Origin of the sequence: Streptomyces sp. LHD-70, from assembly GCF_031157275.1 — a bacterium.
In the GTDB taxonomy this organism is placed as follows: Bacteria; Actinomycetota; Actinomycetes; order Streptomycetales; family Streptomycetaceae; genus Streptomyces.
The window spans coordinates 1-11,974 of the sequence record NZ_JAVIFW010000003.1 but is presented as its reverse complement, the minus strand read 5'-3'; the positions used below and the strand labels follow the sequence as shown (position 1 = coordinate 11,974).

General features: G+C 72.7%; 10 protein-coding genes and 3 pseudogenes. 6 read left to right on the top strand and 7 right to left on the bottom strand.

What is annotated here, in order from left to right; all coding sequences use genetic code 11:
• Window positions 1-96: 96 nt before the first annotated feature.
• Window positions 97-534, bottom strand: a complete 438-nt coding sequence (locus RCO28_RS08185) for an STAS domain-containing protein (protein WP_308940323.1) — start codon at window positions 532-534, stop codon at window positions 97-99.
• A 358-nt stretch (window positions 535-892) separates the two neighbouring features.
• On the opposite strand from RCO28_RS08185, the gene RCO28_RS08180 reads away from it, so the two are divergent.
• The 3 genes from RCO28_RS08180 (at window position 893) to RCO28_RS08170 (ending at window position 3,333) form a co-directional block, all read left to right on the top strand.
• Window positions 893-1,294, top strand: coding sequence for a DUF1992 domain-containing protein (locus RCO28_RS08180; protein WP_308940322.1), 402 nt, complete (start codon window positions 893-895; stop codon window positions 1,292-1,294).
• A 217-nt stretch (window positions 1,295-1,511) separates the two neighbouring features.
• Window positions 1,512-2,435: a pentapeptide repeat-containing protein gene (locus tag RCO28_RS08175; RefSeq protein ID WP_308940727.1), complete on the top strand. Its 924-nt coding sequence runs from the start codon at window positions 1,512-1,514 to the stop codon at window positions 2,433-2,435.
• A gap of 88 nt (window positions 2,436-2,523) precedes the next feature.
• Window positions 2,524-3,333 carry a metalloregulator ArsR/SmtB family transcription factor gene (locus tag RCO28_RS08170; protein ID WP_308940726.1) on the top strand — a complete coding sequence of 270 codons (810 nt, stop codon included), beginning with the start codon at window positions 2,524-2,526 and terminating at the stop codon, window positions 3,331-3,333.
• Window positions 3,334-3,721: 388 nt separating this feature from the next.
• Here RCO28_RS08170 and RCO28_RS08165 read toward each other — a convergent pair whose 3' ends face one another.
• A complete protein-coding gene (locus RCO28_RS08165; RefSeq protein ID WP_308940321.1) occupies window positions 3,722-4,288 on the bottom strand; it encodes a GNAT family N-acetyltransferase in 567 nt (188 codons plus the stop codon).
• Between the two features lie 406 nt (window positions 4,289-4,694).
• Between RCO28_RS08165 and RCO28_RS08160 the strand changes: the two are divergent.
• A pseudogene (locus RCO28_RS08160) lies at window positions 4,695-4,844 on the top strand (S-(hydroxymethyl)mycothiol dehydrogenase); the annotation flags it as partial.
• Between the two features lie 76 nt (window positions 4,845-4,920).
• Here RCO28_RS08160 and RCO28_RS08155 read toward each other — a convergent pair.
• Together RCO28_RS08155 and RCO28_RS08150 are read right to left on the bottom strand one after the other, a co-directional pair.
• Window positions 4,921-5,091 (bottom strand): hypothetical protein, encoded by a 171-nt coding sequence (locus RCO28_RS08155; RefSeq protein ID WP_308940320.1) that lies wholly within the window; start codon window positions 5,089-5,091, stop codon window positions 4,921-4,923.
• 254 nt (window positions 5,092-5,345) lie between these two features.
• Window positions 5,346-6,311 carry an ROK family protein gene (locus RCO28_RS08150; protein WP_308940319.1) on the bottom strand — a complete coding sequence of 322 codons (966 nt, stop codon included), beginning with the start codon at window positions 6,309-6,311 and terminating at the stop codon, window positions 5,346-5,348.
• Window positions 6,312-6,553: 242 nt separating this feature from the next.
• Between RCO28_RS08150 and RCO28_RS08145 the strand changes: the two genes are divergently transcribed.
• Together RCO28_RS08145 and RCO28_RS08140 are read left to right on the top strand one after the other, a co-directional pair.
• Complete coding sequence (locus RCO28_RS08145) at window positions 6,554-7,540, top strand: LacI family DNA-binding transcriptional regulator (protein WP_308940725.1); 987 nt, start codon at window positions 6,554-6,556, stop codon at window positions 7,538-7,540.
• A gap of 75 nt (window positions 7,541-7,615) precedes the next feature.
• A pseudogene (locus RCO28_RS08140) lies at window positions 7,616-8,250 on the top strand (TetR/AcrR family transcriptional regulator).
• Here the strand turns inward: RCO28_RS08140 and RCO28_RS08135 are convergent.
• From RCO28_RS08135 to RCO28_RS08125, 3 genes and pseudogenes are all read right to left on the bottom strand, one after another.
• Window positions 8,196-10,019 carry a protein kinase gene (locus RCO28_RS08135; RefSeq protein ID WP_308940318.1) on the bottom strand — a complete coding sequence of 608 codons (1,824 nt, stop codon included), beginning with the start codon at window positions 10,017-10,019 and terminating at the stop codon, window positions 8,196-8,198. The pseudogene RCO28_RS08140 and the gene RCO28_RS08135 overlap by 55 nt on opposite strands.
• Window positions 10,020-10,097: 78 nt before the next feature.
• Complete coding sequence (locus tag RCO28_RS08130; RefSeq protein ID WP_308940317.1) at window positions 10,098-11,387, bottom strand: DUF6986 family protein; 1,290 nt, start codon at window positions 11,385-11,387, stop codon at window positions 10,098-10,100.
• A 468-nt stretch (window positions 11,388-11,855) separates the two neighbouring features.
• A pseudogene (locus RCO28_RS08125) lies at window positions 11,856-11,974 on the bottom strand (electron transfer flavoprotein subunit alpha/FixB family protein); the annotation flags it as partial.

Sequence of the window (11,974 nt, the reverse complement as noted above, 5' to 3'; positions counted from 1 at the left end):
TTCATCCCTTCAACCGACGTATACAAGGGCACAGTTGGTCGATCAGCCACGATTGATCGGCGTTTCGGCCAGTGCGCGGCGGACTCAGGCCCGTCCCTAGCCCTCGCCGACCGGCGCGCGGGTCTCCTGCGCGCCGGTGTCGTCACGGTGCGGCGGCCAGTCGGGGCGGTGCTCCTCGGGGAGGTCGGCGAGCGCCTGGGCGACGGTGCGGCGGGCGGGCAGCAGCTCCGTGCTTCCGGTCTGGGCGAGGAGTTCGGCGAGGCGACGGCCCACCCCCGCGAGGACCAGCAGACCGCCGCGCCGGGCGAGCAGCCAGCGGATGGCGAGCAGGCAGTTGAGGCCGCGCGAGTCGCAGAACGCGAGGGCCGTGACGTCCAGGACGAGGTGCACACGACCGGCGGCGACGCTCGTGCCGAGGGTGCTGAGGAAGAACTGCTCGACGTTGTGGTCGAGTTCGCCGCTGACGCGCAGCACGGCTGACTCCTGCCGGGCGGAGAGCTCGGTGATGGTCAGGCGGTGGCTCTGCGTGGACATCGCTCCTCCGTCCGGCTGCCGGGCGAGGGCCCGTGTCGATGCGCGCGAGCGGGCGCCGCGTGCGCGGTCCGTGCTCGTGTGCCCCCTGGGGTACGGTACGGCGCCACTCGGCCTGAAACGCACCGATTGCGCCGTCACACTCCCCCGCACCGCCAACCTACGTCCCCATCCCGGACGTTGGGGCGACATCGCGCCATTTCCCGGCCGAACCCCACGCGAATCACGCGGTACCCGTACGGAGACCGCCGTACGGACGCGACCCACGTCCGCCGCACGCGGTGACCGGCCCGACGTACCGTGGGGATACGCGTAGACAGACCTCCAACCTCCGACCTCCGATCTCCGAGAGGAGCGCACGGTGACCGAGCGGAAACCCCCCGCCGTCAGCTTCGAGTCCTGGGTCGACAGACAGATCCGGGAGGCGGAACAGCGCGGCGACTTCGCCGAGCTGCCCGGCATCGGCCGGCCGCTCCCCGGCCTCGACCGTCCCTACGACGAACAGTGGTGGCTGAAGGAGAAGATGCGCCGCGAGAACATCTCCGTGCTCCCGCCCGCCCTGGCTCTCCGCAAGGAGGCCGAGGACGCGCTCGCGGCGGCGGAGGCGGCACCGACCGAGGCGACCGCGCGCAGGATCCTGACGGAGATCAACAAGAAGATCACCAGCATGCTCCTCCGCCCGCCGCCCGGCCCACCGCTCGGCATCAAGCCGTACGACGTGGAGGACGTCCTGGCGCGCAGGCGCACTGCGCGCGAGGGTTGACCGGGGGCGCTCCGGTGCGGCCAGGGTGGGCTCTCCCGGTGCGGGCCGTCGTGGCCGGTCGGGGACAATGGACGTCCGGCGCTCCCGCCCGGGCATGCCGCCCGCCACGTCCCGTATCTGGAGACCCACCGCCTTGTCGAAGCAGTCCGCGTCCGCCGCCGCCCCTGACCGCCGCGCCGCAGCAGAACCCTCGGCGGTCGGAGTCGCCCGGGACGAGCTGAAGGCGGACTGCGCCAACTGCTTCGGGCTCTGCTGCGTGGCCCTGCCGTTCGCGGCCTCCTCGGACTTCGCGGCGGACAAGGCCGCGGGCACGCCCTGCGGCAATCTGCGCACCGACTTCGGCTGCGGCATCCACGCCCGGCTGCGCGAGAGCGGCTACCCGGGCTGCACGGTCTACGACTGCTTCGGCGCCGGCCAGCAGGTCTCGCAGGTGACGTTCGGCGGCCGCGACTGGCGCGCCGAGCCGGACAGCTCGCGGCAGATGTTCGCGGTCTTCCCGGTGATGCGCCACCTGCACGAACTCCTCTGGTACGTGAACGAGGCCCTGGCCCTGCCGACCTCCCGGCCCCTGCGGGCGGACCTCCGGAGCGCCCTCGACGACGTACGGGCCCTGACGCGCGCGGACGCCGAGACGGTGATCGCGGTCGACGTGGCCGCGCTGCGCGGCGAGATCAACGTCCTGCTGCTGCGCGCGAGCGAGCTGGCGCGTGCCGCCGTACCGGACGACAAGCCGGGCCGGACGACGGACGAGAAGCAAAGCCAGAAGCACAGCCGGAAGCCAAGCCAGAAGACAGACCAGAAGACAGACCGGAAGACAGGCCAGACCTCGGGCAAGACCCCGGGCAAGAAGCCGCGCAAGAACAAGAATCACCGCGGCGCCGACCTCATCGGCGCCCGCTTCCGCCAGGCCGACCTGCGCGGCGCCAACCTCCGCGGCGCCCTCCTGATCGCCGCCGACCTCGCGGGCGCGGACCTGCGCACGGCCGACGTCATCGGCGCCGACCTGCGGGACGCCGACCTGTCCGGCGCGGACCTGCGCGGCGCGCTGTTCCTGACCCAGGCGCAGGTCAACGCGGCGCGCGGCGACGAGCACACCCAGCTCCCGGACACGGTGACGCGCCCCGGCCACTGGACGGCCTGAGTCCCGCACACTCCCCTGCCCCGTCGGGCCCCCGTACAGCGACGCTTGAAGGGCAACCAAATGGTTGCCTATAATGGCGGACGTGACGATGGACGACGTGTTCCGCGCACTCGCCGATCCGAGTCGCCGGGCACTGCTCGACCGGCTGAACGACCGCAACGGGCAGAGCCTGCGAGAGCTCGGCGAGGGGCTCGACATGAGCCGGCAGGCGGTCAGCAAACACCTGGCGGTCCTGGAGTCGGCCCGGCTGATATCGACCGTCCGGCGCGGCCGCGAAAAGCTGCACTACCTCAACCCGGTCCCGATCCAGGAGATCGCCGACCGCTGGATCGGACAGTACGAACGGGGCCGCCTCGCGAGCCTCTCCCGCCTCAAGCGGAATCTGGAAGGAAGCACCATGAGCAAGCCCGAGTTCATCTACGTGACGTACATCCAGACCACCCCGGAGAAGCTCTACGAGGCGCTCACCGACTGGGAGTTCATCAAGGAGTACATGGACGGCTGGGGTCCGCAGTCCACCTGGGAGGTCGGCTCGACGGTCAAGTGGAAGATGGGCCCCGACGGCGAGGCGGAGGAGCTCGGCCAGCGGGTCCTGGAGGCCGTCCCCGGCCGGCGCCTCTCGTACACCTGGCACACGCTGCAGCCCATGCACCGCGAGATGATCGGCATCACCTCGGACGAGGAGTGGGAGCAGGCCGTCAAGGAACGCTCCCAGGTCACCTTCGACATCGAGCCCGCCGAGGAGGACTCGGCCGGGGTGAAGCTGACGATCACGCACGACGGCTTCGACGGCCCGGACAGCAAGATGCTGGAGAGCGTCAGTGGCGGCTGGATCATGATCCTCTCGGCCCTGAAGACCCTCCTGGAGGGCGGCCGCCGCCTCGCGGACCAGCACTGACGCCCTCGTCCAAGGAAGAGCGGGGAAGTCCGGGCCTCAACGGACCTCCCCGCCCGCTCTGCGGTCCACCGGTCTGTGGTGGCCGGGAACCGGTCTGTGGTGGCCGCCGGGTTCAGCGGCGGCGGGCGGTCGCGCACGGGTTCGAGCACGTGCCACGACCGTAAGCGGCCCGCGCTGCCCCTGCATGTCAGGCGTGTCGCGCGGGGCGCGGGCCTAGGTCCTGTCTTCAATCTCCCGTCGTCGCCCGAAGGGCGGCTCCGCGGCATCAGGTGCGTGCTCTCGGCGTGCCGGGCGCAGGCCCTCGTAGCGGAGCTACTTGGGTCTTCGCCCGGTGCGGCGAGAGTGCGTGCATGGCGCCGCGGGGCAGACGGGAGATTGAAGACAGGACCTACGGGAGCGGGGCGGCGTGCAGGGTGAGGAGCCGGGTCGTGCTGCCGTCGTCCTCGGTGAGGTCGCGGACGTGGACGAAGCCGAGCCGGTGCAGCAGCGCGAGCGAGGCCTCGTTCGGCGCGGCCACGGTGGCGTGCACCTCGGTCAGTCCCAGGGTGCCGAAGCCGTGGGCTGCGATCGCCCCGGCGAGCTCGCGCCCGAGGCCGCGGCCCCAGGTGTCGGGGTGCAGGGCGTAGACGAGTTCGTGGCCGCCGCTCTCCTCGGTCGGCTTGATCTCGGCGTGCCCGATCAGCCGCGCCTCGTACCGCACGGCCCATACGTCGAAGAGCCGCCGCGCGTACACCTTGCTGAAGATCCGCCCGAACAGGGCCCGGTCCGCGTCCTCCGACGACGTGCCGTCGCCCATCCACCGATGCACCCGCGGGTCCCCGAACAGCGCGACGAACCCGTCCTCGTCGCCGGGGACGTACGGGTCGAGGCAGAGGCGGCGGGTGCGCAGACGCGGCGTACCGGACGCCGGCCGCAACGGCTCAACTGCCGTGGCCGGAGCGCCTGACGGGCTCACGGAAGAGGGCACGGAAGAGGCCACTGAAGACGTCACGGCAGGCGTCACGGAAGACGGCACAGAAGACGGCACGGAAGAGGTCACGAGCCGGGACGCTACCCAGGCCGCACCGACGCCCGCCAGCCGTTTCTGCGACGCGCCGGAGGGGACGGCCCGGCGTACCGTCGATGCCATGTCCGCCCTCTCCCCGCGCCTCGCCCGCGCCGTCGACGCGCTCCCGCTCGAACCGCAGCTGCGCGTACTGGAGATCGGCTGCGGACCCGGCGCCGCCGCGCGAGCCGTGGCCGCGCGGCTCGACACCGGGCACGTCGTGGCGATCGACCGGTCCGCGGCGGCCGTGCTCGCGCCCGGCGGACGGCTGTTCATCGACGGCGGCGACCCGCTGCGGGAGGTGCCTGTACGGAGACGACGGTGCCCGATGCTGATCGACCTGTATCTGCGGGGGCGGCTCGACCTGAAGTCGTTCGTGACCGAGACGATCGCGCTCGACGAGGTCGAGCCGGCCTTCGAGCGGATGCACCGCGGGGACGTGCTGCGTTCGGTGGTGCTGTTCTGACGGCAGAGTGCGGCGTGCCCGGCGTGCCCGGCGTGCCCGGCGTGCCTTAGGTGAGCCGGAACTCGGCCCCTCGGGGTCAGCAGCCGCCTAGCGGGGCCTGGAACGTCAGCCCCAGTGCGCGGCTGAGGCCCTCGCGCTGCTCGGCTGTGGCCAGGACCATGATGTCGTCGTCGAAAATCGCCCGCCGCTGTTCGACGCAGCGGAACCCCCGCGGGTCGTCCGCCGACCGCAGCACCTCGAGGGCCATCCCAGCACGCTCCCGGCCGTCTCCTCGGTGATCATTCCGGGGTCGGTGAGCACGGCCGCCAGCCGTATGTAGTCCATCCCCGCCTGCCCGGCCCGCACGCGCTCTCCCCCGGTCGTGGTTCCCATACGGGCATCTGCCAGTGACGCAGACCGGGAAGCACGCGGGCGCACCCCCCGCGGTGGCGCCCGGTGCGAGCGCGCGGGCCTCAACTCCCCTACGTCACACGTACGTTGGGCAGCCCGCGCAGAGAACCCTCACGCCCCGCCGCCCACCACCATGTCCCGCCGCCGCCCCGGCGCCCCGAGGGCCGCGGCCGCCGCGCCGATCAGGCCCGCGTCGGTGCCGGTGACGGCCGGGGTCACGGTCAGGCCGCTGACGAAGGAGAGCGTGGCGTAGTCGCGCAGGGCGCGGCGCAGCGGGGTGAACAGGACGTCGCCCGCCTTGGCCACTCCCCCGCCGATCACCGCGATGTCGATCTCCACGAGCGTGGCCGTCGCGGCGATCCCGGCCGCGAGCGCCTGGGCGGCGCGCTCGAAGGAGGCGCGCGCCACCGGGTCGCCCGCACGCGCCGCCGCAGCGACCGCGGCCGCCGAACTGTCGCCGTCCGGCCCGGGAACCCAGCCGTCGCGGACGGCTCGGCGCGCGATGTTCGGCCCGCTGGCGATCCGCTCCACGCAACCGCGCGCCCCGCAGGGACACGGATCGCCGTCCAGGTCCACGCTGATGTGGCCGATGTGCCCGGCGTTGCCCGTCGGGCCCGGGTGCAGCCGCCCGCCCAGGACCAGGCCGCCGCCGACGCCCGTCGAGACGACCATGCACAGCGCGTTGTCGTACCCCTGCGCGGCGCCCTGCCAGTGCTCGGCCGCGGTGATGGCCACACCGTCGCCGATCAGCTCCACGGGCAGCCCGCCGCTCGCCGCCACCACGCGCTCGACCAGCGGAAAGCCTCGCCAGCCCGGTACGTTGACCGGGCTGACCGTGCCCTTCGACGCGTCGACGGGGCCCGCGCTGCCGATGCCGAGCGCGCGGGCCCGCGGCCAGTGCGACGACGTGGACAGCTCGGCGACGACGGCCTCGACGGCCCGCATCACGGTCTCGCCGTCCTCCTGCGCCGGGGTCGGGCGCTGGGCCCGCACCAGGATCCGCCCGTGCAGGTCCACGAGCGCACCAGCGATCTTGGTGCCGCCGATGTCGAGCGCGGCGACGATGTCGTTCTGCATCAGAGTCGGATCTCCTGGTCGTTCTGCTGGGCGTTCCGCTGGGCATTCCGCTGGTGGGGGGACCTACGGACAGTCTCCACCGAGACTGACAACGTTGTCTAGGCTCTATGCTCGACGGCACAGCCGTCGAACCCGCCGACCCCCGACCCTCCGAGCCCCACGGGGCTCCGTTGCACCAGAACAGGACAGCACACGTGGCCGAGACCGCCCGACCCGAGCACCGCTACGGCAACCGTCCCACGATGAAGGACGTCGCAGCCCGCGCCGGCGTCGGCCTGAAGACGGTGTCCCGCGTCGTCAACGGCGAACCCGGCGTCACGCCCGACACCGAGCGCCGCGTCCAGGAAGCCATCGAGGCGCTCGGATTCCGGCGCAACGACAGCGCCCGGGTCCTGCGCAAGGGTCGCACGGCCAGCATCGGTCTCGTACTGGAGGACCTCGCCGACCCGTTCTACGGTCCGCTCAGCCGCGCCGTCGAGGAGGTCGCCCGCGCGCACGGCGCCCTGCTCATCAACGGCTCCAGCGCCGAAGACCCGGACCGCGAACAGGAGTTGGTGCTCGCCCTGTGCGCGCGCCGGGTCGACGGTCTGGTGGTGATCCCGGCCGGGGACGACCACCGCTATCTGGAGCCGGAGCTGAAGGCGGGCGTCGCCACGGTCTTCGTGGACCGCCCGGCCGGGCGGATCGACGCGGACGTGGTGCTCTCGGACAACTTCGGCGGCGCGCGCGACGGCGTGGCCCATCTGATCGCGCACGGTCACCGCAGGATCGGCTTCATCGGCGACCAGCCCCGCATCCACACGGCCGCCGAGCGCCTGCGCGGCTATCGCGCGGCGATGGCGGAGGCGGGTCTTCCGGTGCACGACTCCTGGGTCTCGCTCGGCTCCACGGCACCGGAGCGGGTCCGCTCGGCGGCCGAGGCCATACTCTCCGGACCCGAGCCGGTCACGGCGATCTTCGCGGGCAACAATCGCGTGACGGTCACGGTCGTACGGGTCCTCGCCGACCTCGAACGCCCGGTCGCCCTGGTCGGCTTCGACGACTTCGAGCTGGCGGACCTGCTGCGCCCCGGCGTGACGGTGATCGCCCAGGACGCCGCCCAGCTGGGCCGTACGGCGGCGGAGCGCCTGTTCCACCGGCTCGACGGCGCGCCCGACACCGCCCAGCGCTTCGAGCTGGCGACCCGGCTCGTCACGCGCGGCTCGGGCGAACTCCCGCCGGTGGACTGAGAGTCGGGGCCTTGCCCCCCCCGGCCCCTGCCCGCTGTCCCCTGTCGACCCCTGAGCAGTGTTTGTAGGAACCCCGTGGCCGCTCCCCGTACGCCGCGTGAGAAGTGGATCGAGGAAGGGCTGCGGGCTTTGGCCGCCGGCGGCCCGAACGCCGTACGCGTCGAGGCCCTCGCGAAGGCCCTCGGCGCGTCACCAAGGGCGGGTTCTACGGGTACTTCGCCGACCGGGACACGCTCCTGACGGAGATGCTCGACACCTGGGAGCGGGAGAGCATCGACGAAGTGATCGCCCGCGTGGAGGACGAAGGCGGCGACCCCAAGACCAGGATCCAGCGCGCGGCCGCCCTCACCTTCTCCGACGACCGGCTGCTCCCCCTCGACCTGGCCGTCCGCGACTGGGCCCGGCGCGACGAGTCCGTCGCCGAGCGGCTGCGGCGCGTGGACAACCGGCGCATGGACCTGCTGCGGGAGATGATCGGCACGTTCTGCTCCGACCCCGCCGAGGTCGAGGCCCGCAGCCTGCTCGCCTTCTGCGCGGCGATCGGCGAACACTTCCTCCTCGCGGACCACGGCGACCGCACCCGCAAGCAAGTCCTCGCGGACGCGGCGGACTTGCTGCTGCAGCGGCCGCTCGGGGGGGCGGGCGTAGGCACCGCTCAGCAGACCGGCAACCCCGGCAGGGGCTTGTCGTTCTCGCCGCCCTTGATGTAGACGTCGCTGACGAACACGTTCGTGTTGCCGCTGTCGTCGTCCGTCTTGGCCCACCAGACGTTCGTCCAGCCCTGGTAGGTCTCGCGGCGGCCCAGGTTCTGCTGGCAGTAGAAGTAGTTGGTGCCCGCGTTGAGGACGCCGGCCTTGGCACCGGACGCCGTGTACGAGTCGGCCGTGCGCCAGACGTCGCAGTTGTACTTGCCGCCGCCCGCGGGGTGGCAGACCGGCGCCGGTTCTCCGCCGCCGCCCGAGGAGCCGGACGAGCCCGAGCCTCCGGAGGCGCCGCCGGAGCCACCCGACGTACCGCCCGAACCGCCGCCCGTGGAGCCGCCGCCGTCCGAGCCGCCGCCCGCTCCTCCGTCGGAGCCGCCGCTCGTGGTGCCGCCCTCGGCCGCGGGCTTCGAGGCGTCCTCGCCGGGCTTGTCCGCGGAGCCGTCCGGTGAACTCGCCGAGGGGGAAGGCGACTTGTCGCCCTGCTCGGTCGGCTTGGGCTTGCCCGACGCGCTCGGGCCCGCCTCCTTCGACGGGGACTCGGGCGCGCTCGGCCCTCCGCTGCCGCCCGCCTCGACGCGCTGCCCGTCTCCCCCGGCCAGCCACGCGTACCCACCGCCGCCCGCCGCGAGGACCGCGAGCACCGCAGCGGCGACGATCAGCGCACGGCGCCGCCCCCGCTCGGCCGGGGCGCCGGGGACCGGAGTGACCAGCGGGGTGTCCGAGCCGTTGGGGGTGTCCGCGCCGTGCGCGCCGAACGGGCCCGGTGCGTACGGGCCATGGGGTGACTGCGGCCCGCTGCCGACCGGCGGGGGCGTGACGGGGAAGCCGCCGGAGCCGACCGTCGGCGCTCCGTGCACGGGCGGGACGCCGGGGGTGGGCCGGGCGCCGGGGCGCAGCACCGTGGTGTCGTCGTCCCGGTCCGACTCGGCGACGGCGGTGAGGAGCCGGACGGCCGTCTCGGCGTCGGGGCGGGCCTGCGGGTCCTTCGCCATGAGCTGCTGGAGGACCGGCGCGAGGGGGCCGGCCTGGACCGGGGCGGGCAGCGGTTCGCTGACGATCGCGGTGAGCGTCGACCAGGTGGACGTGCGGCGGAAGGGGGCGTTGCCCTCGACCGTGCCGTAGAGCGTCGCGCCGAGGGCCCAGATGTCGGAGGCAGGGCCGGGCTCGTGGCCCTGGGCTCGCTCGGGCGCCAAGTAGTCGAGGGAGCCGACGAGTTCGCCGCTGCGGGTGAGGTTGGTGGAGTTGCCGTCCCCCGGGTCGTCGACCATGGCGATGCCGAAGTCGGTGAGGACGACGCGCCCTCCGCGCTCCAGGAGGATGTTGCCCGGCTTGACGTCGCGGTGCAGGACGCCCGCCTGATGGGCGGCGGCGAGCGCCTCCATGACCTTGGCGCCGATGGCGGCGGCCTCGCGCGGCGGGAGCGTGCCGCGCTCGCGCAGGACGTCGTCCAGGGACGGGCCGTCGACCAGCTCCATGACGATCAGCGGGCGGCCGTCGACCTCCGCCACGTCGTGCACGGCGATGACGCCGGTGTGCCGGACCCGGGCGGCGGCTCTGGCCTCGCGCTGCATACGGGTGCGGAGTGCGGACAGCTCCGTCGCGGCCGCGTCCGTGAACGTACGCAGCTCCTTGACGGCGACCGGGCGGCCGAGGACCTCGTCGACCGCCCGCCAGACGATGCCCATGCCGCCGCGGCCGAGCTGCTCCTGGACGCGGTACCGGCCCGCGAGCAGGCGGCCGACGCCGTCACCCTGTTGGTTCTCCCCCGAAGCCACCGCTGCCCCGATCCTCTGTACGGCCTACTGCCAAGACGCGTACAGACTAAGGGGCAGCAGTGACACCGCGTGCGGCCGTTACTGGGCCGATGCTGTGAGGGCCGCGCGGCGCGGCGAGGAGAAGCCCTCGAGGTCGGCTCGGGTCAGGCCGGTGAGGCGGGCGACCTCGGCGATGTCGAGCGCGCCGCAGTCGAGGCCGCGCAGCAGGTAGCCGGCGAGGGCCTTGGCGGTGGCGGGCTCGTCCATCACGTCGCCGTCGACGTGGTTCGCGTAGGCGGAGAGACGCTTGCCGGCGGCCTCGAAGCCTTCCCGGTAGAAGGCGAACACGGCGGCGTACCGGGTGGGGATGTGCGCCGGGTGCATGTCCCAGCCCTGGTAGTACGCGCGGGCCAGGGCGCGCCTCGTCAGGCCGTAGTGCAGCTTCCAGGCCTCGTGGACGTGGGCGGTGGAGCCGACCGGCAGGACGTTGGTGGAGCCGTCGGAGACGCGCACGCCCGTGCCGGCGGCGGCGACCTGCATGATCGCCTTGGCGTGGTCGGCGGCCGGGTGGTCGCTGGCCTGGTACGCGGCGGAGACGCCGAGGCAGGCGCTGTAGTCGAAGGTGCCGTAGTGCAGGCCGGTGGCGCGGCCCTCAGCGGCGTCGATCATGCGGGCGACGTTGGCGGTGCCGTCGGCGGCGAGGATGGACTGGCTGGTCTCGATCTGGATCTCGAAGCCGATCCGGCCCGGCTCCAGGCCGCGGGCCTTCTCGAACTCCTCGACGAGCCGCACCATCGCGGTGACCTGCTCGGTGTACGTCACCTTCGGCAGGGTCAGGACGAGCCCCTCGGGCAGGCCGCCGGCCTCCATCAGGCCGGTGAGGAAGACGTCGAGCGTGCGGATGCCGCGGTCGCGGACCGGGGACTCCATGCACTTCATGCGGATGCCCATGTACGGGGCGGCGGTGCCGTTCTCGTACGCCTCGACGATGATGCGGGCGGCGCGGGCGGCGTCGTGGTCCTCGTCCTTGCCCTTGTAGCCGTCCTCGAAGTCCACGCGGAGGTCTTCAATCGGCTCGCGCTCCAGCTTGGCGCGCACGCGCGCGTAGACCGGCTCGGCCAGTTCGTCGCTCAGGCCGACGGCCTCGGCGAAGGTGGCGGCGTCCGGGGCGTGCTCGTCGAGGGCGGCGAGGGCGCGGTCGCCCCAGCTGCGGACGGTGTCCGCGTCGAAGACCTCACCCGGTACGTACACGGTGTGGACCGGCTGGCGGGTGCCTGGGTCTCCGGGATAGCGGCGCTCCAACTCGGCGTCCACCGGGGCGAGGGACGCGCTGATGCCCTCGCTGACCGCGCCCGCGAGGCTCGTCGCCACCTGCTCTTGCTGACCCATCCTTACACCCTCCACGTCACGCTTTTCCGCTTCACGGAATCAACAATCCGTATGGCGAAGTTATCTGTGTACCTTCCATCTGGTCAACACCCCCTTTCTCCCCGGACCTGCACCGTTCACCACTCCGGTCCCGATCCGTTCACTTCTGTCTCGCGCGAACCTCACAGCATCGGCGGCGCTCCCCCCACGCTGTTCCGCGACGGAAGGAGAACGCATGCCCCACGACCGCCCCCTCAGCCGCAGACTCGGCCTGAGGACCACCCTCGGCGCGGCCCTCGCCACTCCCTGGCCACCGGCGCCTCGGCAGGCTGCGCACCATGTCGTTCAATCTACGCCGCGCTCGCGAGAGCTCGCCCTTCAAGCGTGCTCGGATCATCTGCCCGTACGGGCCACGCTCACGCTCGCGTAGGCGTACGGGGACGCGCGAAGGCCCCCGGGAGGTCCCGGGGGCCTTCGGTGCGAACAGGCTCAGCCCTTGCGGGTGTTGACCTCTTCGGTGAGCTGCGGGACGACCTCGAAGAGGTCGCCGACCACGCCGTAGTCGACCAGGTCGAAGATCGGGGCCTCGGCGTCCTTGTTGATCGCCA